The 19,085-nt window shown below is 57.4% G+C and carries 16 protein-coding genes; 8 read left to right on the top strand and 8 right to left on the bottom strand.

Going from position 1 to position 19,085, the window contains the following annotated elements:
* Positions 1-168: 168 nt before the first annotated feature.
* The 4 genes from pdhA (at position 169) to CQ011_RS06115 (ending at position 5,023) form a co-directional block, all read left to right on the top strand.
* The gene (gene pdhA / locus CQ011_RS06130) at positions 169-1,332 is read left to right on the top strand and encodes a pyruvate dehydrogenase (acetyl-transferring) E1 component subunit alpha (protein WP_105675641.1); all 1,164 of its coding nucleotides are present in this window, start codon (positions 169-171) and stop codon (positions 1,330-1,332) included.
* A gap of 2 nt (positions 1,333-1,334) precedes the next feature.
* Complete coding sequence (locus tag CQ011_RS06125) at positions 1,335-2,417, top strand: alpha-ketoacid dehydrogenase subunit beta (RefSeq protein ID WP_105675639.1); 1,083 nt, start codon at positions 1,335-1,337, stop codon at positions 2,415-2,417.
* A gap of 1 nt (position 2,418) precedes the next feature.
* A complete protein-coding gene (locus tag CQ011_RS06120; RefSeq protein WP_105675637.1) occupies positions 2,419-3,819 on the top strand; it encodes a dihydrolipoamide acetyltransferase family protein in 1,401 nt (466 codons plus the stop codon).
* A gap of 184 nt (positions 3,820-4,003) precedes the next feature.
* Positions 4,004-5,023 carry a hypothetical protein gene (locus CQ011_RS06115; protein WP_105675634.1) on the top strand — a complete coding sequence of 340 codons (1,020 nt, stop codon included), beginning with the start codon at positions 4,004-4,006 and terminating at the stop codon, positions 5,021-5,023.
* Between the two features lie 155 nt (positions 5,024-5,178).
* Here the strand turns inward: CQ011_RS06115 and CQ011_RS06110 are convergent, their stop codons facing one another.
* Positions 5,179-6,042: a phosphatase PAP2 family protein gene (locus CQ011_RS06110; protein ID WP_105675632.1), complete on the bottom strand. Its 864-nt coding sequence runs from the start codon at positions 6,040-6,042 to the stop codon at positions 5,179-5,181.
* Positions 6,043-6,122: 80 nt separating this feature from the next.
* On the opposite strand from CQ011_RS06110, the gene CQ011_RS06105 reads away from it, so the two are divergent.
* The 3 genes from CQ011_RS06105 (at position 6,123) to menD (ending at position 11,177) form a co-directional block, all read left to right on the top strand.
* The gene (locus CQ011_RS06105) at positions 6,123-7,130 is read left to right on the top strand and encodes an o-succinylbenzoate synthase (RefSeq protein WP_105675630.1); all 1,008 of its coding nucleotides are present in this window, start codon (positions 6,123-6,125) and stop codon (positions 7,128-7,130) included.
* 111 nt (positions 7,131-7,241) lie between these two features.
* Complete coding sequence (locus CQ011_RS06100) at positions 7,242-9,347, top strand: PhoX family protein (protein WP_105675628.1); 2,106 nt, start codon at positions 7,242-7,244, stop codon at positions 9,345-9,347.
* Between the two features lie 132 nt (positions 9,348-9,479).
* On the top strand, positions 9,480-11,177 hold the full coding sequence (gene menD / locus CQ011_RS06095; protein WP_105676142.1) for a 2-succinyl-5-enolpyruvyl-6-hydroxy-3-cyclohexene-1-carboxylic-acid synthase: 1,698 nt from the start codon (positions 9,480-9,482) through the stop codon (positions 11,175-11,177).
* A gap of 64 nt (positions 11,178-11,241) precedes the next feature.
* Here menD and CQ011_RS06090 read toward each other — a convergent pair whose 3' ends face one another.
* The 4 genes from CQ011_RS06090 to CQ011_RS06075 form a co-directional block, all read right to left on the bottom strand.
* Positions 11,242-12,024 carry an amino acid ABC transporter ATP-binding protein gene (locus tag CQ011_RS06090; RefSeq protein ID WP_105675626.1) on the bottom strand — a complete coding sequence of 261 codons (783 nt, stop codon included), beginning with the start codon at positions 12,022-12,024 and terminating at the stop codon, positions 11,242-11,244.
* A gap of 13 nt (positions 12,025-12,037) precedes the next feature.
* Complete coding sequence (locus CQ011_RS06085) at positions 12,038-12,829, bottom strand: amino acid ABC transporter permease (RefSeq protein WP_105675624.1); 792 nt, start codon at positions 12,827-12,829, stop codon at positions 12,038-12,040.
* 98 nt (positions 12,830-12,927) lie between these two features.
* On the bottom strand, positions 12,928-13,722 hold the full coding sequence (locus CQ011_RS06080; RefSeq protein WP_105675622.1) for an ABC transporter substrate-binding protein: 795 nt from the start codon (positions 13,720-13,722) through the stop codon (positions 12,928-12,930).
* Positions 13,723-13,877: 155 nt separating this feature from the next.
* On the bottom strand, positions 13,878-15,215 hold the full coding sequence (locus CQ011_RS06075; protein WP_105675620.1) for an isochorismate synthase: 1,338 nt from the start codon (positions 15,213-15,215) through the stop codon (positions 13,878-13,880).
* 286 nt (positions 15,216-15,501) lie between these two features.
* Here CQ011_RS06075 and CQ011_RS06070 point away from each other — a divergent pair, with 286 nt between their 5' ends.
* Positions 15,502-16,599 (top strand): polyprenyl synthetase family protein, encoded by a 1,098-nt coding sequence (locus CQ011_RS06070; protein WP_105675618.1) that lies wholly within the window; start codon positions 15,502-15,504, stop codon positions 16,597-16,599.
* A 64-nt stretch (positions 16,600-16,663) separates the two neighbouring features.
* Here the strand turns inward: CQ011_RS06070 and CQ011_RS06065 are convergent, their stop codons facing one another.
* The 3 genes from CQ011_RS06065 to CQ011_RS06055 are packed head-to-tail and all read right to left on the bottom strand — an operon-like array spanning position 16,664 to position 19,033.
* On the bottom strand, positions 16,664-17,176 hold the full coding sequence (locus CQ011_RS06065; protein ID WP_105675616.1) for an HIT family protein: 513 nt from the start codon (positions 17,174-17,176) through the stop codon (positions 16,664-16,666).
* Complete coding sequence (locus CQ011_RS06060; protein WP_105675614.1) at positions 17,176-17,610, bottom strand: hypothetical protein; 435 nt, start codon at positions 17,608-17,610, stop codon at positions 17,176-17,178. Before CQ011_RS06060 ends, CQ011_RS06065 begins: the two co-directional genes overlap by 1 nt.
* Positions 17,611-17,629: 19 nt before the next feature.
* On the bottom strand, positions 17,630-19,033 hold the full coding sequence (locus CQ011_RS06055) for a PucR family transcriptional regulator (protein ID WP_105675612.1): 1,404 nt from the start codon (positions 19,031-19,033) through the stop codon (positions 17,630-17,632).
* Positions 19,034-19,085 lie beyond the last annotated feature (52 nt).

The raw sequence follows: 19,085 nt of genomic DNA, 5'->3' as shown, positions 1-19,085 counted from the left end.
AATCGTCTACAAGTATACGTATCCTATGCTCAACTTTCTACGATTTTGAAGCGGACTGGATACAAAATGATCCGACTGCGCATAATTAATGACAAATGATGTTTGGGTGAGTTGAGTCACAAGACGTCGTTTCTTAGCACTCAACCAGAAAACGAAAGGCGTGATGGCATGAGCACCGAAGCTCACGAAGATCGCATCTCCTCGGTCAGCAAGAAATTCGGGATTACCCCCGAAGATTACATGCTGCCAGCACGGCATATGATCAACCTGCTCAATGTTGATGGATCCCTGCGCGAGGAAAGCGACCAGGGAACCGAACCAGGGCACGAGTACCCATTGCCGAGCCCAGCCGAGCTGATGGACGCCTACTCCGCGCTTGCCGTGGGACGCCGTGTTAATGACCAGAACTCCGCCCTGGTCCGCCAGGGACGCATGGCCGTTTACCCTTCCAGCCACGGACAGGAAGCCTGCCAGGTGGCAGCCGCCCTGTGCTTGGAAGAGGGAGACTGGCTCTTCCCGACCTACCGCGACACCGTAGCCGTACTCACCAAGGGTGTGGCACCGATGGAGGTCATGACGAGCTTCCGCGGTGAATGGCACTGTGGTTATGATCCAAAGGCTTATAACTGCGCTCCCATGTCCACCCCGCTGACCACTCAGCTGTTGCACGGCGTCGGTGTGGCTCACGCGGCCAAGCTACGCGGTGAAAACACCGTGGTGGTTGCCATGTGTGGTGACGGTGCCACCAGCGAGGGCGACTTCCATGAGGCGCTGAACTTCGCCGCGGTCTTCAAGCTCCCGGTAATTTTCTTCGTACAGAACAATAAGTACGCCATCTCGGTGCCCCTCTCGCAGCAGAGTGCCGCCCCATCGCTGGCGCATAAGGCCGTCGGTTACGGTATGGCCGGCGAACGTGTGGACGGTAACGACCTGATGGCCTTGATGGCCGTGATGCGCCGTGCGGTGCGCCTCGCCCGTGAAGGCAATGGCCCGCTACTGATCGAAGCGCACACCTACCGCATGCAGGCACACACCAACGCCGATGACGACAAGCGCTACCGCGAGGACTCCGAGGTTCAGGAATGGATTGCGAAGGACCCGGTCACTCGCATGCACGCCTACCTCGACGATGCCGGGCTACTGACCGAAGAAGCCCAAGCAAAAATCACCGAGCGCGCCGAAGCTATCGCCAAGAAGCTACGCGACGGCATGAACCAGGACGCAAATACCCCGCCAAGTGAACTCTTTGAGCACGTATTTGCATCCAAGACCACCCAGCTGGCCGAGCAGCAGGCGCTGCTGGCTGACGAACTAGCCCGTGAGGAGGCCTAGCCATGACCGCCACGACATCACACGTGAACCCGAATGTCAGCGATGCAACCGCACGCGCAGCTGCTAAGGCAGCAACCCAAAATCAGCCGGTCACCTTCGGCAAGGCACTAAATACCGCCCTGGCAGACGCCTTGGTCGCTAACGACTCGACGGTCATCTTTGGTGAAGATGTGGGAACCCTCGGTGGCGTTTTCCGCATCACCGACGGACTGACCGCACGCTTTGGTTCCGAACGCTGCTTCGATACCCCCTTGGCCGAATCGGGCATCGTGGGCATGGCCATCGGCATGGCAATGAACGGCATGCGTCCGGTCATTGAAATGCAGTTTGACGCTTTCGCATACCCAGCCTTTGAACAAATCGCCTCGCACGTAGCCAAGATGCACAACCGCACCCGCGGCAAGGTGGACCTGCCGATGGTAATTCGCATCCCTTACGCCGGCGGCGTGGGCGGCGTGGAGCACCACTGCGATTCCTCCGAGGCCTACTACGCGCACACCCCGGGACTGAAGGTATTCACCCCGGCCACCGTCAAGGACGCCTACCTGATGCTGCGCGAAGCTATTGATTCGCCAGATCCAGTGATCTTCTTTGAACCAAAGAAGCTCTACTGGTCCAAGGAACAGGTTGACCTGCAGGCACTGGCCAGCGACTACGAAGCCAAGCGGGCCGCAACCACCGAAGGTACCGCGCGCATTGCTCGCGCCGGATCAGACGCCACGTTGATCACCTACGGTCCCAGCGTCTCTACGGCCATGGAAGCGGCAAAACTTGCCGCCGAAGAAGGCATCAGCTTAGAAGTTATCGATATCCGCACCATCGTGCCTTTTGATGACGAGACCGTCTGCGCCTCGGTGCGTAAGACCGGGCGCGCCATCGTGGTGGCCGAAGCTCAAGGGTTCGTCTCGGTAGCCAGCGAAATCGTGGCCCGTGTGCAGGAAAGGTGCTTCCACTCGCTGGCCGCGCCGGTATTGCGCGTGACCGGTTTTGATATTCCTTATCCGGCACCAACCTTGGAAAAGTACAACTTGCCAAGCGCCGAACGCATCCTTGATGCGGTAGATCAACTTCAGTGGGAGGCGTAAATTGAGCGTCAAGACCTTTCTGTTACCCGACCTAGGTGAAGGACTCACCGAGGCGGAACTGGTGCGTTGGATGGTCGCCGCGGGGGATACCGTCGCAGTTGACCAGCCCATCGCAGAGGTAGAAACAGCCAAATCATTGGTGGAGATCCCTTCACCTTTTGAAGGTGTGGTCGCTACCTTGCACGGTGAAGCCGGGCAGATGATGCTCGTTGATAAGCCGTTCTTCTCGGTGAATACCGGCGGGGCGGATGAAGCGCCTGCGCAGCAGCCAGCCGAAGGCGCCCAGACCTACCTCGAAGAAGAACTTGCTGGCACGCAGGTTCCTGAGGAAGAAGACGAAGGCAGCGGTAATGTGCTGATCGGTTATGGAACCGGTGGAGCCAAAACCAATACCAGCCGTCGCCGTCGGCCACGCGCCGGAATTACCACCGCGTCCGCCTCCAGCGAGACCACCACGGTTGCTACCAAGGTCATCAATCCCCTGGTTCGCAAGCTGGCCAAGGAAAACTCGGTGGATATCGCTCAGGTCGCTGGCACCGGACCGGACGGATTGGTGTTGCGCGGTGACGTGGAAGCACTGATCTCTCAGGGCTCGGCGGCTGCAGCGCCATCGGCTCAGGCACCGGCTACACCGGTGGCGCCTGCCCAGGCCCCAGTCGTGGCAGCGCAGAGCGCTGGTGAGGATTCACGCACCGGACTTGCTGTCTCAAGCTCGCAGGTACTGACCGGGGTGCGTCGCACCATCGCTAACGCGATGTCTACCTCGCGCCGCGAAATTCCAGAAGCAACCGTGTGGGTAGATGTTGATGTCACCAAGCTGCTCAAGCTACGCAGCAAGTTGAAGGAAGCTCAGGGAAGTGCGCCAAGTATGCTCGCACTGATCTCACGCTTCGCCATTGCAGGGCTGGCACGTTTCCCAGAAATGAACAGCCGCATCGACACCGAAGCCGACGGCGGACTGCGCCAGACCCTCTTCGAGGGCGTCAACCTGGGCTTCGCAGCGCAGACCGAGCGCGGCCTGGTTGTTCCCAACGTGCGCGACGCGCATAAGCTCAACGCCGTAGAACTCTCGGCAGAGTTTGCTCGTCTGGCCACCTTGGCTCGCGAAGGTAAGGCCGGGGTCCGCGACCTCTCGGGCAGCACCTTCACGATCAATAACTACGGGGTGTTCAACGTTGACGGTTCGGCAGCGATCATCAACTACCCAGAAGCAGCGATCCTGGGCATTGGCCGGGTCGTAGAAAAGCCGTGGGTAGTCAACGGCAAGATCAAGGTTCGCTCCATCTGTGAGCTGACCCTGAGCTTTGACCACCGTGTGGGCGACGGCGGAACCGCCGCAGGCTTCCTGCGTTACGTCGCGGACGCGATGACCGATCCAAAGGCTGCCTTAGTAGCCCTGTAATCGGCAGAAGCTCAAAAGGTATCGCCCGGCCATTGGCCGGGCGATACCTTTATTCGTTGTATTTTTTGCAAGTCAACGCTGGTTTACTAGACTGTACTAAATACTTCGGCCGGAGGTTCTAGGCCGCGGCGACTACTGCGTACTGCCTAGGCGTGTACCCAAGAGCGAGGACTAAACTATTTCCATGGCACACTACGAGGTCAAGCACCGCTCGTTACTTACCCTCTTGTTGGTTCTGCCGAGCCTCATAGTGCTGGGTACCCGACTACTTCTGGGAACCAGTCTGCCAGCGATTACCGCGACTCACTGGTCGGGCAACTCGTACCCTGATGGATTCACCGATACGCGTGTTTTTGTCACCGTGTGCATCTCGCTTGCCATTGGCGGTGCGGTCCTCGGGTTTACTTCTTTCTCGCTCGCACACAAGCCAGCGCTCCATAGCCTCCTGCTCTTTGTTGGCGGTCTCGCGGCATGGACGAGTGCTGGGCTGTTCGTCAGCTGCGCAGTGCCTTCTGCCCTGGCAGGAGACCCGACGCAGGCACTGCTCAATGGCGGTTTCACAATACTGAGCATTGTGGCCTCGTTGGTTGGGTTGCTTCCTGTCTGGATCTCCGGGGTATATCAGCAGCATGTTAAGGAGTCTCAGGCCAAGCGACGCCAGCGTGTGGCTCAGGCTCAAGGCGAAGATGATTCGGTGCCAACCACAAATGCAGCAACGATAGATTCGGCGCAGGGTTTCAACCAGACTGTCAGCGCCTCATGGTGGTTCTGGCTGTTAGGTCTGTTCCCGTTGGTCATGGGCATCTTGATGCTGACGGTGTTGAAAGGTGAAGATGAGTCCGAAACTGTCATCATGCTGATTACTGGACCTCTTTTTGTCTTGGTCCTCACTCCATTGATTCTGGGCCTGTGTAAGATCCGGGTACGAATCACCGAAGATCAAGTTCGTGTTTCATCGGCAATCTTCGCTTTCCCGCTACGCACCATTTCCGTAGATCAGATCAAGGAAGTGCGCAGTGAAGAAATCTCGCCGATGGAATGGAGCGGCTGGGGATGGCGCTTCTTCCCGGGCGGTTCGGCGGTAGTGCTACACCGCGGTGAGGGGCTGTCTTTTGACCTGAAAAATGGCAAGCGTTTTGCGGTCACCATCTCAGATTCCCAGCGTGCTGCGGCAATTCTGCACTCCAAAATGAACCGAGTATAAACTTTCTTTCCCGTAGCCTTGCGTGGCTCACCTTAGGGCTACACGGCCAAAGATTGCCCTGCCGAAGACAAGAACCATTGTGCGCAAGGACTCTGGTGCGGTGCCAAGATGAGGCAACCGTTGTCTCAGACCCCAGACAGACAGACGCTTAAGGACTACGCCCGAGGCTTACGCATGGGCCCGGTAACTACCGAACGTAAACATAGGCTGGCAATCAGCGATGCCACTGTCACATGAATCAACCCGAGCACCGCATAGGTAATCAATAAAATATCGGGGATACGTTGGATATGTGGATGCGGTAGCCACATCGATGCTGCCAATACCAACACCCAGAGAACCAGACATGTGGCACCGGTCTTCCTTGACCAGACGGATTCCCGCACCACCGGACCCAGCGGCTGGATACGTTGCAAGATCGCACTGACCAAGATCAGCCAGAAGGCTGCAATCATAAAGCCGCCGGCAATGTCGCTAGGACGGTGCCAACCACAGATGAGCGTGGCCAGTCCGGTCACGGTGGCAAAGATCCAGGCAATAGGTTGCACCACAGGGCGTAGTTTTGGCGGAGAAATCAGGTACATCAATCCCATGGACGCTGCAGCCACGGTGGTGTGTCCGGATGGAAAAGAGTTACCGACCGTGCCGAAGTTAAAGTCGGGGCGATCTAGCAATAAGTGCTTAAGCAGCTGAGTACTGAGCAACGCGGCAGCTACCGCGGCCACGGCGAGCGCGGCACGTAAGAAACTCCGGTCGCGAATCACTCGATATAGCAAGAAAATACCGGAAATTCCAGCACAAATCCACGGTAAAAGATCCAAGAATTCACGCATCGGATCCAGTATTTTTGTTCGTGGCCACCACTGCGTCCAGCCAACAAAAGCCGCTTGGTCAGCCCATTGTCCAGAACGAAGCTGGACAAAGAACAGATACTCGACGGCAAAAAGCCCAGCAAGCAACGGCAAAGCCCACCACCAGCTCAGATGGCGTGGGGAGCTAAGAATTGACCGCGGACTCATGACTCAAGAATGTCACATTTTGGTGTACGCACCCTATGAACCGGGTCTGTAAGCCTAGACACTATAGATAGGCTTAGGATATGAACTTTGCTTTGCCGCCGGTGGAAGAACTGATAGCCAACGCGCATGTAGTGCGCTTACCCATGAGGGTGAAGTTTCGTGGTGTCACCGAACGTGAAGCGCTACTCATTCACGGTCCTGCCGGGTGGGGCGAATTCTCGGCCTTCCTTGAATACGGTCCGGCTGAAGCCTCACGCTGGCTCGCCGCTGGCATTGAAGCCGCCTACACCGACTTTCCCACGCCGCTGCGCACCAGTATCCCGGTGAACGCGACACTGCCTGCGGTGCCGGCGAACCAGGTCGCCGGTGTCCTAGCGAATTACGATGCCCCGCACACCATCAAAATTAAGGTCGCCGAGAAGGGGCAGCATCTTGACGACGATATCGCTCGGGTGGCAGAAACCCGGCGCCTATTCCCAGATGCCGCGCTCCGCGTCGACGCTAATACCGGCTGGGGAATTGACGAGGCGGTCAGCGCCTTGCTGAAGCTTTCTGAATTTGACCTGCAGTATGCCGAGCAGCCTGTGCCTGGCATTGTTGGCTTGGCGCGGGTCCGTGAACGGCTTCGCTCCCACGGAGTGGAGCTAAAAATTGCCGCAGATGAAGCGGTACGCAAACACTCGGATCCATTAGAAGTAGCCCGGTTGGGGGCAGCAGATCTGATGGTGATCAAAGCACAGCCTCTGGGCGGGATCCAAGCGGTTCTCGACATCGCGGCGCAGTCCGGCTTAGACGTTGTCGTTTCCAGTGCCTTAGATACCTCGGTAGGTTTAGCGCAAGCAGCAGCCCTCGCCTCGGCGGTGCCGCAGCTACCGTACGCCTGTGGGCTTGCCACCGGATCGTTATTTGCCGAAGATGTCACCGCAACACCGCTGCTGGCCACTGCCGGACAACTTCCGGTGCACCGGGTAGCTCCAGACGAAGAGAAGTTGCGTACCTTGAGCGTTACTACCGAACGCAGGACCTGGTGGGAGCAGCGGGTCAGAGATTGCTACGCACAACTCGTAGGTGCAGAGAGCGACAACTAAGGTGTTTACCTCAAGTTAACCTGCACGTCGACGTTGGCTCACTTCCTAATGAAAAGCTCAATTCGTTCGTTCCCCTGAACGTGAGCTAAAGAATGAGGAAGTGCCGTAGTTATGAATCCCATCCGTACCTTGTTGCCAATGCTGGGCCACACCCGCGGCGGACGCTCCGCAGCTACCTGCCACTTCAAATGTGGTGATGCTTGCGTCAAGCCAGAGTGCAATACCTCGGGCAATAGCTACTTCAAGGATGTCGCAGATCAGGCACTATCTCGTCGAAATGTGCTGGGACTCGGTGCAGTTGGCGCCTCCGCACTGGTCATTGGCCCACAGCTGTTTGGTGCTCCGAACGCTGTAGCAGCACCATTGGTAGACACCGGACGCGGCAAGGGCGGCCACCTGAAGTTTGACGCTATCGACCCGGTTTCACGTTCCGTAGACAATATGAGCGTCCCAGAAGGTTATGACTGGCACGCAATTATTCGCTGGGGAGATCCACTATTCGCTAACAGCCCGGAATTTGATCCGAAGAAGCAGTCGGCGAAGTCGCAGGCAATGCAGTTTGGTTACAACTGTGATTACCTGGACATCATTGCCGATAAGTACTCCGGACGCACCGGGGTGTTGGTAGCTAACCACGAGTATTCAAATGAAGACATGATGTTTGATGCAGCGTGGTTTGCCGCAAACACCGATGAAGCTCGGCGTATCGCGATGAACTCCCACGGCTTGAGCGTGGTTGAGATCAAACGTAAAAAGCATGATCAGCGCTGGACCTATGTCGTGGGCGGCGAGCGTAACCGCCGTATCACCGCAAGCACCCCGTTTGCCGTGGATGGACCGGCCGCCGGAAGTGACCTGCTCAAGACCGTCGCAGACCCAACGGGCAAACTTGTCTTGGGTACCTTGAATAACTGCGCCGGTGGTACCACTCCTTGGGGAACTGTACTGTCCGGTGAAGAAAACTTTGATCAGTACTTCCAGGGCCGTGGAACCGCTGAAGAAGCACGCTACGGCATCGGTACCGGGGCAACAGACCGCGGCTGGGAACAAACCGACCCACGCTTCGGACTGAACCATGCAGGCTACGAGAATGAAGCTAACCGTTTCGGTTGGATTGTCGAAATTGACCCACAGAACCCGGATTCTACCCCGGTGAAGCACACGAGCCTGGGCCGGTTCAAGCACGAAGGCGCGACCGTACGCATTGCCAAAAACGGCAAGGCTGTGGCGTACTCGGGTGATGACTCGCGATTCGAATACATCTACAAGTTCGTCTCGAAGGATACCTACCGGAAGAACGACCGCCAGCACAATATGACCCTGCTCAACGAGGGTGACCTCTACGTAGCTAAGTTCGCCGGAAACTCACCGGCAGCCGAATTTGACGGTAGCGGCCAGGTTCCTTCTGACGGAGCATTCGATGGCACCGGACAGTGGCTGCCACTGGTACGCAACGGAAAATCCATGGTCGCCGGAATGAGCGTTGACGAAGTCTTGGTCTACACCCGCTTGGCCGCAGATAAGGCTGGCGCCACCAAGATGGACCGCCCAGAAGACGTTGAGCCAAGCCCAGTCTCGGGCAAGGTCTACGTCGCACTGACCAACAACACCGACCGTGGCAAGGCCGGTAAGGAAGGCGCCACGGAGCAGAACCCACGTATCGCCAACCGCGATGGTCACGTACTGGAAATGACCGAGGCCGGTAATGACGCGACAAGCACCCGCTTCACCTGGAACATCTTGCTTGTTGCCGGAGACCCACGAGTCAATGACTCCACCTACTTCTCCGGTTACCCCACCGACAAGGTCTCTCCCATCTCCTGCCCAGATAACCTAGCCTTTGACTCGGCAGGTAACCTATGGATCTCCACCGATGGTGCTCCTGGAGTCATTGGTCTGTCTGACGCTTTGCACAAGGTCAGCCTGCACGGCAAAGACCGCGGACGCGTTGAGCAGTTCCTCGCCGTTCCAACCGGCGCAGAAACCTGCGGTCCAGTGGTGCACGACAAAGACAACTCAGTCTTTGTCGCGGTCCAGCACCCGGGTGAGGGCGGAAGCTTTGCTCAGCCGGCATCACTCTTCCCAGACTTCATCAAGTCGCCACAGTCTGCGGGTAAAGGCCAGTTCTACGGGCCACGCCCATCCGTGGTCCAGGTCTTCAAACAGGGCAATGGCAATAACGGAAACGGTAAGGGCAAAGGCAAGAACAAAGACTAGCTAACGCCCGTCTATTCCCCGGGGTAGGAACTCAAGTACATCTTGAGTTCCTACCCCGGGGTTTTTGTCTCTCACCTTCGGCATAGACTTGAACCGATACTTTCTAGGGATATTTCAGGGGTGAAGCACGGCGTGAGCGCACGGCACGAGGATGGACAACCAGCAATCGATACGGCCCGCCAAGTACTGGCAGGACTCATCGTTGCAGGCCTGCGCGAGGTTGTACTTTCACCAGGCTCACGCAGCGCACCGCTGGCCTACGCCGCAGCCGAGGCCGAAGCAGCCGGAAGGCTACGCATTCACGTACGAATCGATGAACGCTCCGCAGGATTCCTGGCCCTAGGACTCAGCCAAGGCTCACAGACCCCGGTAGCTCTTGTCGCCACGTCGGGTACTGCCATAGGTGAGCTGTTACCAGCCATCATGGAAGCGAACCACACCGCAACACCACTATTGGTGCTCTCCGCGGATCGCCCCGACGAATTGTTAGGAACCGGCGCGAGCCAAAGCACTGACCAGAAACAACTATTTGGTGCTCACGTACGCACGGTGCTCAACGTCCCCGCCGGGGAAAACCCGAGCCACGCACTAACCGACGCACTCTTAGCCCTTGCCGGGTCGGCAACAAGCCCAGCTGGCCCCGTACAGCTCAACTTACAGTTCCGTGACCCATTGACCCCAGAGTCGGACGCTACCGTGGCAAACCAGCGCTGGACCGAACTGGGCACTGGGGTGTGGCAACCCGCTACGCAGCCGGTCAACTGGTTGTTACCTGAGGTGCTCGAGGAGCGACGTACCGTGGTGGTCGCCGGACATGGTGCGGGTGACGAAGCACAGGCTTTTGCACAACTGCTGGGGCTGCCACTTTTTGCCGAACCATCTTCCAACGCACGCTTCTCCGCCCACGCCATTGGGCATTACCGCCCATTGCTCGCAGTAGGGGCAGCGCAAATTGAGCGGGTAGTACTTTTTGGACGCCCCACACTAAGCCGGCCGGTGGGCAGATTGCTAGCCGACCCGGCAGTGGCGACCGCTATCTGGCAGCCAGAACCGGTGTCCTGGTATGAACCTGGCCGACGCCGCGAAAAGGTTATTAGCTCTCCTGCAGAGTTGCTCAGCTTTGCCGGTAAGGCACCCGAGCAGTGGCTACGCAGCTGGCAGGAACTTGATGCCCAAGCGCTCGCCGTATGCGAGGAACTCTATGGCAGTAAGCAACTCACCGGACCAAGTGTTGCGCAGGCCGTGTGGAATACCGTGAACGGGCCGCTGTTATTGGGCTCATCTAATATCATCAGAGATTTTGACCTTTGCGCTGCGCCTGGTGAGGCTGCTTCAGGGCAGGTCTTTGCTAACCGGGGTCTGGCTGGTATCGATGGAACCATCTCAACGGCCCTAGGGCTGGCGCTGGCCACCGAGAAACCAACGGTGAGCATCATGGGGGACATTACCTTCCTGCACGATGCCAGTGCGATGCTCTGGACTCCGGGGGAACCTGCCCCAGATCTGGATGTGGTGGTTTATAACGATGGTGGTGGAGCCATCTTCTCCACCTTGGAACATGGGCAGGTTGCGCAGTCAGGGCGTTATGGGCAAGCGGTTGAACGGCTCTTCGCCACCCCGCAGAACGTCCAATTGCAGCCGCTAGCAACCGCTTACGGCTGGGATTATCAACAAGCAAGTACCCCAGCGGAATTGCGCCAAGTGTTGCATGCCCCCAAGACAAAGAAACTGCGACTCATCGAAATCATCGCGGACCGCAGCAGACTACGTGAAACGAACCTAGAACTGACCAGTCGTATCGCGGCGCTTCACTGGCCGGCGGGAGCATAAACAACTGTGGCGTGGAATCGGTAACCACCGATTCCACGCCACAGTTTTTGAGAGTTTCTAAAGCCTAGATATCCACGTGTGTTGGATCAAGGACGCGTCGCAAGAAGTCCTGCGTACGCGGCTGCTGCGGATTGCCAATAACCTCCGCGGCCTTGCCTTCTTCCACCACTACGCCACCGTCCATGAAGACCACACGGTCTGCAACTTCCTTGGCGAAGCTCATCTCGTGGGTAACCACAAGCATGGTCATGCCGGATTTTGCGAGGTTCTTCATAATTGAAAGTACCTCACCCACGGTTTCTGGATCCAAGGCGCTGGTGGGCTCATCAAAGAGCATCAACGTTGGTTCCATCGACAACGCTCGGGCAATAGCAACACGCTGCTGCTGACCGCCGGAGAGCTGATCTGGATAGCGTCCGCCAAAGTCTCCCAGGCCTACCCGTTCCAGGTTTTCCCGAGCGGTCTTCTCGGCATCTGGCTTGCTGCGCTTGAGCACCTTCAGCTGAGCCACCGTGCAGTTTTCCAGCACGGTCAGGTGCGGGAAGAGGTTGAACTGCTGGAATACCATGCCCACATTTTGGCGCATCTTATCCAGATTCACCTCCGGGTCGGTGGTCTCGAAGCCGGCTACATGGATGGTTCCACCGTTTGGCTTTTCAAGCAGGTTGACGCAACGAAGCAACGTTGACTTGCCCGAACCCGAGGGGCCAATCAAGCAGACTACTTCGCCTGGCTTGACGGTCAGATCGATGCCCTTGAGTACCTCATTTGAGCCGTAGGATTTGCGTAGTCCGGCAATGTCTACACCGGAGGCTTTGACCCGAAGCTCATTGTTTGGAGTCGTCATTCTCTATTCCTAACTATCGCTTGGTCCGCGTGCTACGCGACTCAAGTTTACGGGCAACCAGGCTCAATGGAATGGTGATAACCAGGTAGAACAGGCCTGCAACAACCAGTGGGGTGATACCTGCGTCAAGCGAGGAAATGCCATCGCGACCAAACTTGGTCATCTCGTACTGGGCTAAAGACGCACCGAGAATGAACGCCAGGGAGGTGTCCTTGGTGAGCAAGATAATCTCGTTGGTCATCGGTGGCAGCACAATCTTGAAGGCCTGCGGGATCACGATGGTGACCATGGCTCGCCATGCTGGCATACCCAGGGAGCGAGCAGCTTCGGTCTGTCCTTTAGGAACAGCCTGCAAACCTGCACGCAGTGTTTCTGCAATATATGCCGAAGAGACCAGACCCAACGCGAACATCACGTTGACCGGCTGTGGCCAGTTAGTTCCGAATGCCTGAGGCAGACCAAAACCGAAGGCCAACAGCACCAGGATGGCCGGAATGCCGCGGAAGAACTCGATAAATGCCGTGGCAAACCACCGGTACGGTGCGAAAGACGCCATCTTCATCAATGCCAAAATCAAACCCAGAACGAGGCCGAAAGCAAAAGAGATTATGGTGTAGAAAATGGTGTTCTTTAGACCGATAAGGATCATGTCTGGGAACATTGGTCCCAATTGGTCGAAGGAGAAGAAGGCGTACGCCGTCTTATCCCAGTCCACGGCCGCGATGACGGCAACGATGGCGATGACAAAAATGCCTATTTGGATGGTCTTGCTCATGCGGGCGCGCTGACTCGTGGTCATTGCCATGCTGAATTACCTCTCATAAAGGGAGCGGGGGATAGGCCCAACACCGTTGGTTTGCGGCCTATGCCCCGCTCGCTTTGAAAACTGTTAGTGGCGGAGGGTTATTTCTCGCCGAACCACTTCACAGTTAATTCTTCCATGGTGCCTGCATCGGTCAGACGCTTCAAAGTGCCGTTGACAAGATCCAAGGTGTCGGACTTGTCTTTCGGAACCGCGATGCCTAGCTGCTCGCCGGTCTTGAAGTCGGCGACTACCTTGTAGCCTGGCTTGTCCTTGATGGTGTAGCCGAGCACCGACTGGTTACCCAGTAGTGCGTCAACCTGACCTGCAAGAAGTGCCTGAGTTTGGAGGCCCGCATCCTCGTAACCGATGGTGTCCTTCAGACCCTGTTCCTTGGCGTACTTCTCGCCGGTGGTTGCCTGCTGAACGCCGACCTTCTTGCCCTTGGCGGACTCGATGTCGGTGATTCCGGACCCGTCGGCGGCGATCAATACCAGATCGTCGTCCATGTAAGGGGTGGAGAAGTCCATCTTTGCCTTGCGCGCATCGGTGATGGAGACCGAGGAGATTGCCACGTCGCACTGGACGCTGAACAATCCCGATTCGATCGAGTCGAAGCTAGCATCGATAACATTTAGTTCGAGCTTGGCATCGGTGGCGATTTCTGCGGCGATGTCCATGTCGAAGCCGACGTTCTTGCCGTCCTTGACGAATTCGAAGGGCTCGTAAGGAATATCGGAGCAGACGGTGAACTTTCCGGCGTTGACCGGGAAGCCGGAAGCTGCCTCTTCGGAGGAGCTGTCGCTTCCGCCGGAGGAGCCGCATGCGGTCAGTGCTAGTAGTGCCACCGCGGAGACGGCGAGCGTGGAGACGAAGTTCTTCTTGATTCGACGCATAGGATCAGAACCTACTTTCGGTAATGCGAGTGGATCAGTGCGTAGGCACAATCATAACCACGGACACAGTAGACCGAGATTTCCATCACACAAGTCGGCTCAAGCGTAAGTATTACTTATGCTCAGAATCTCTGAAAAACACCATGCGCAAGACCCTATTCTGCCTGCAAAGCTTGACGCATCGGGCGCATTTTTGCCCATGATTCGGCGAGTTCTGCTTCTGGCACCGAGCCGGGAACAATGCCACACCCGGCGTAGAGCCGCATCATGTTCTCGGTTTCAAGCATGCCGCCACGCAAGGCAATGCCAAACTCTCCATCGCCACGGCTATCAACCCAACCCACCGGACCCGCGTAAGGTCCGCGGTCTAGACCCTCAAGTTCGCGCAGCAGTACTCCGGCCGGCTTGGTAGGGGTTCCGCACACCGCCGCCGTGGGATGGAAAATCTCCGCGACATCCAATGCGGAGGGCAACTGCCCCTCGGCGTCCGCGCGTAATTCGGCGCGCACATCGCTGGCCAGATGCCAGACATTGGGTAGCTGCAAGATGAAAGGTTCATCCGGGGACTGCATACCGTGCGAGATCGGGTTCAAAGATTCGGTGAGCGAATCTATGGCCAGCTGATGCTCGTGGCGCTGCTTGGGATCTTCGAAGAGCTGCGCGTGGGCATACCCGGTAGCGTCTGCCCCGGCGGTGGCACGGTCCAAGGTGCCAGCCAAGACTCGAGCCTCGGCAAGTCCGTTGGTGACACGAACCAGCATTTCAGGGGTCGCACCCACCAAGCCGTCTACGGCGTAGGTCCAGCAATTGCCGTACTGCTCGGTCAGCGTACGCAATACGGAGGCCAGATCAATCGGGGAGCTGCTGCGGGCCACAATGTCGCGGGCCAAAACCAGCTTGGAGATGCCACGATCTTCAAACTGCCCCAGTGCCTTGGTGACGGCTTCCAAGTAGGAGCCTGCGGTGAGCTGTCCGGTGGTTAGTTCAATTTCACCCGGAGCGCTGGCAGGAATGGCGGCCTGCGCCAGTTTGGCCTCGGCCAGCGCCAAGGCGTCGGCAAACTGCATCCCGGCAAGTTTTTCCGCCGTGCCGGTCACGGTAATCCAGGCGTGCTCGCCATCTTTGCCGAGTACTACTTCGGGGATCACCAAACGTGAGGCGAAGGAGCTAGTGAAAGAAAAAGCGAAGGAACCGAAAGCCACCAGTCCACTGCCTGGCCGCGCAATCGGGTCAGTGATCTGTGCCAGCTTGATGAGCTGCGCGAACCACGCTCGTGCCTGAGCGAAGCGCTCTTCACCTTGAGTATGGATTTGGGCGGCCACGCCGAATCCCACGAGGCCGTTTCCATTTCGTGTCCACACCATCGCGTGGTGTCTTAAAGAGTCGGAAATAAGTGACTGCGCGGCATCCTGGAATTTGAAGGTGACACTGGTCAAAGCCGGTGCCGGGGATTGGTGCGCGCTGGGGGTGAGAGCGGTCGAATCGGCAGACATGATAGGGCTAAGCCTACCGCGACGCACCCGCGTTGGTCAGCGCTAGGTGTTACTGCTCACCCATGTGAGATGTAGCGGGTTGGTGTCGCACACTATGGATCAACCGGTAAACTCAGGGACGAATACAGTTCTGGTGCTCCGCCGGTCATCAACGGCGGTTGCGGAGTGCCCGAAGACGCTCAGTGGTAAGCATCGGCTAGAGTGAAGTTTGCGTGCATTTGGCATGCAAGGAGTCTTCGTTCTTTGCGATGACCAACCCGATGAAAGATAAGTAAGCCGTAAAACAGTGACTGATTCCAAGAGCAACTGGACCGCAGCCGGCCACGAGGTGTCCGACTCGATTGAGCTGAATCCTGAAACCGCGGTACTCGCTGCGGCCATAAGTCTTCCGTCGGGCTTCGCGCTGATTGCCGAAGACCCGGAGTTTGGCCCTGCCATCTCCGTGGGTATGGCCAAAGTTGAGAAGCTACTGCGAGACGCGATAGCCAACTCCGACCCGCTAATTGATGCCACCAGCCGCCACCTCGTGGAGGCCGGCGGAAAACGCGTGCGCCCACTGCTGGTGCTGCTCACAGCCCTTTTGGGCGACGGCATCAACGACGACGTGATCAAGGCGGCCGCGGTGGTCGAGCTGACCCACCTGGCGACCCTTTACCACGATGACGTGATGGACTCCGCTCCGATGCGTCGCGGAGCACCCACCGCCCACGAGGTCTGGGGCAACTCCGTGGCGATCCTCGCCGGTGACCTGATCTTCGCCCGCGCTTCGGTCTTCGGATCCGAGCTTGGCCCCGAGGCCGTACGCTGGCAGTCGCGAACCTTCGAGCGCTTGTGCCTAGGCCAGCTGCACGAATCGATTGGCCCACGCGAGAACGACGATGCGATCACCCACCATATTCAGGTGATCAGCGATAAGACCGCCTCATTGCTGGCAACCTCCGGAGCCTTCGGCGCCAGGTTCGGTGGTAGCCCACAGTTTGTTGAGGTACTGCGCGAGTATGGCGAAAAGGTCGGCGTGGCTTTCCAGGTCGCCGACGACGTCATCGATATCGCTTCCGAGGAATCAGATTCGGGCAAAACCCCCGGAACCGATCTTCGTGAAGGAGTCCCAACCCTCCCGATCCTGCTGCTACGTCAGGCAGCCGAACACGGTGACGCCCAGGCGCAAGCCGCGGTCCAGCTGGTCGACGCGGATCTAACCACCGATGAAGCATTGGCTCAGGCGGTCACCGCCGTAGCCGCGCACCCGGCAACTCAGGAAGCCTGGAACGTAGCCCGCCGGTGGGCAGATGATGCAATTGAGATTCTTGCGCCGTTGCCCGAAGGAACTATCAAGCAAGCGCTGATTTCCTTCGCCGATGCGGTAGTTACCCGCGAGGCCTAAGTTTTAAACCCAAACGCTGCCTGTTCTTCTTTCGAAGAGCAGGCAGCGTTTGTTTAAGTATTATTTAGCGAACCACGTCGGCGTCGGTCAGCCGTGAGGGGTGCTCGGCGGAGAACAAGGCGCTACGAAGCTCCAGAGCCTTGCGTGCGCGGTCTTCCACCGATACCCGGTGGCGTAGCTGACGGTACAGCTCATCGTCCGCGTAGCGCGGAAAAACATGCTGGTGATAATGCCAGACATGCTGATTGCCTGCCGGCTCGTTGTGTTGCCTGGTACTGGTGCCCGCGGGATTCCACGCCAACTTCATCGCCAAGGCAACACGTTTGGTTTCCCACATGATGGCGGAACCCGTTTGCTCATCCAGATCATAGAGCGCCTCCAAATGGGCGGTGGGAATGATCATCACGTGACCGCCATAATTCCCGAAGCCATCACAAGCCATGATGGCGGCCACCAACGGCGTGCGATAAATCAGGTCGCTTGGCGCGCACAGATTATCTGGGCTAAAAGGCTGGTCGTTGAGCAACTCGCAAAACGGGCACTGATAGCCAGCAGGTTCGTGGGAGCTATGGAGCACTAGTCATCCAGTTCAGCTGCTAGTTCTTCAAAGACCCAGCTGAACATGTCAAAGGTAAATTCGCTGAAGGTACCTTCTTCGCTGGTCCACGTTCCCTTCGAGTTATTGCGGCGGTAAACGATTGGATCTGGCACCGAAAGCTGGGAAGTTTTGAATCCCCACACGTATTTTTCTTCTTCGTCTTCTAAGAAGAGTAGGTATTCCCCGTCAACTTCTAGTTCTTCGGGATCAAAGAAGAAATGGTAGGCCTCGGTGAAGTCTTCGTTGTTACCTAACGCGAGGTAGAACTCTTCGAGGACAAACGGGATCGAAACGCCGGACTGGGCTAGGCCCTCGGCCAGCTCCTCGGCATTCAACCCGTCAGCTTCATTCCACTTGTCCTCAAGGTATTTCGGGACGAGGGAACGGAACTTCTCAAGAAACATGTCAGCCATGTCTTTATCCTATCGAGAATTAGCCCAGTTCAAGTGCGCTCAACGCGATCCACAGCTGGACCCGATCACTGGTGATGTTCGGATCGTATCCGGATAGTTCGGCGATTTGTTGCAAGCGGTAGCGCACTGTATTGCGGTGTAACCCTAGTGATTCGGCGACTGCGCCGACCGAACCATCACGATTTAGGTACTCGCGCAGCGTTTGTTCTAGATCCGAATCGTGAGTTGCATCAAATTTTCTGATGGGCCCTAGGGCCTCTTCGGCGAGGTCTTGGAGTGGCACATCACGTGCGGCAAGCAATAGCGAAGTCAATGACAACTTATTTGGAACATTGACGCGATCACCATGACTCAGTGCTTCCAGCGCCTCAAAATAGCTCCAGCGGATGCCGGTGGTGTTTGGGTAGCGTCCGCCATAACCCACCCGAGCGGTGATCCCGGCGTCACTGAGGTACGCATCCAAGCGAGCCACCGACGCCTGGAGCTGATTGTGCGCCACAATAATCGCTAAGCGATCCTCCACGATCACCGAGACCTGCGAGCTGAGCTCGGCCGGTAGTGGCAAGGCATGCAAGCGTTCTGGTTGAGTGGCGGCCTGGATGAGGATTACCGCGTGCTCACGTTTCGGGGTCAGCCCCAGTGCACCGACACGGACCGCCGCGTCCGCTCCGGTGAGTGTGCCCGCCGCGAGATCCGCCAAGACCTGCCCATTGGACTGGCGTTCAGAGGAGAGTAACCGGGCGTTGTTGGCCACTTCCAAACCGATCAATGACTGTGCGTATTCGATAAGCGGGTCTGCGGCATAGGGCTTGGCTAGGTGCAAGACACATTTATCGCGGATGCCAGTGGCTACCGGCAGACTATTCCAATCGCGCTCTGGATCGAAGTCACCGCTGATGCATTCGCCAAATAGGGTCAGTGCAACATCGGTGTTGAGGATTCGCGCGAGTTCACTAAGCATCGTTTGGAGATCTGAGGAGAGCAGCGCCCGCGTCAGTTTCTGGTGCGAACGTAGCAGGCGTTCGAGCCGTTTGAGGTGGTCGGCATTCAGTGCCTCGGCGATGACTCGGGTGATCGCAGCAAAAGGAATTTGGTAGGGTACCTCAAAGACGGGCAACCCAACTTCGTTTGCTGTCTGTAAGATTGTCGCTGGAACATTTTTATGTCCCAGTCCGGTGCCGAATCCCAAAGCCACCACATCGTTCTCCGCAAGTGTTCTCACGAACTCGCGTTGACTTGCGGTTGTTTTTTGCCGGACCCCCGTGGTGAGGACAATTTCACGGCCTGTGAGAAAGTCCGCCGGGTTGAGAAGTTCGGTAACCGCGCCCCAGGTGATTGCGGTGTTATTGGCTGTGGAATGATCGTTCAGCGGACGTAAGTCCAGCTCGTCAATAGCCAATAGGGCGCGTAAAGTGATTGCCATAAGGCAATTCTAGAGTGCTCGGTAAAGTTCCCGAAAAACTAACTTGTTCAGA

The organism is Arthrobacter sp. MYb213, from assembly GCF_002979915.1.
GTDB lineage: Bacteria > Actinomycetota > Actinomycetes > Actinomycetales > Micrococcaceae > Glutamicibacter.
The sequence above is the reverse complement of the archived record's forward strand: the minus strand, read 5'-3'. Positions and strand labels throughout refer to the sequence as shown.

Coding starts and splice junctions, on each gene's coding strand:
- pdhA (WP_105675641.1), top strand. CDS start 169: ATGAGCACCGAAGCTCACGAAGATCGCATCTCCTCGGTCAGCAAGAAA.
- CQ011_RS06125 (WP_105675639.1), top strand. CDS start 1,335: ATGACCGCCACGACATCACACGTGAACCCGAATGTCAGCGATGCAACC.
- CQ011_RS06115 (WP_105675634.1), top strand. CDS start 4,004: ATGGCACACTACGAGGTCAAGCACCGCTCGTTACTTACCCTCTTGTTG.
- CQ011_RS06110 (WP_105675632.1), bottom strand. CDS start 6,042: ATGAGTCCGCGGTCAATTCTTAGCTCCCCACGCCATCTGAGCTGGTGG.
- CQ011_RS06105 (WP_105675630.1), top strand. CDS start 6,123: ATGAACTTTGCTTTGCCGCCGGTGGAAGAACTGATAGCCAACGCGCAT.
- CQ011_RS06100 (WP_105675628.1), top strand. CDS start 7,242: ATGAATCCCATCCGTACCTTGTTGCCAATGCTGGGCCACACCCGCGGC.
- CQ011_RS06090 (WP_105675626.1), bottom strand. CDS start 12,024: ATGACGACTCCAAACAATGAGCTTCGGGTCAAAGCCTCCGGTGTAGAC.
- CQ011_RS06085 (WP_105675624.1), bottom strand. CDS start 12,829: ATGGCAATGACCACGAGTCAGCGCGCCCGCATGAGCAAGACCATCCAA.
- CQ011_RS06080 (WP_105675622.1), bottom strand. CDS start 13,722: ATGCGTCGAATCAAGAAGAACTTCGTCTCCACGCTCGCCGTCTCCGCG.
- CQ011_RS06075 (WP_105675620.1), bottom strand. CDS start 15,215: ATGTCTGCCGATTCGACCGCTCTCACCCCCAGCGCGCACCAATCCCCG.
- CQ011_RS06060 (WP_105675614.1), bottom strand. CDS start 17,610: ATGGCTGACATGTTTCTTGAGAAGTTCCGTTCCCTCGTCCCGAAATAC.
- CQ011_RS06055 (WP_105675612.1), bottom strand. CDS start 19,033: ATGGCAATCACTTTACGCGCCCTATTGGCTATTGACGAGCTGGACTTA.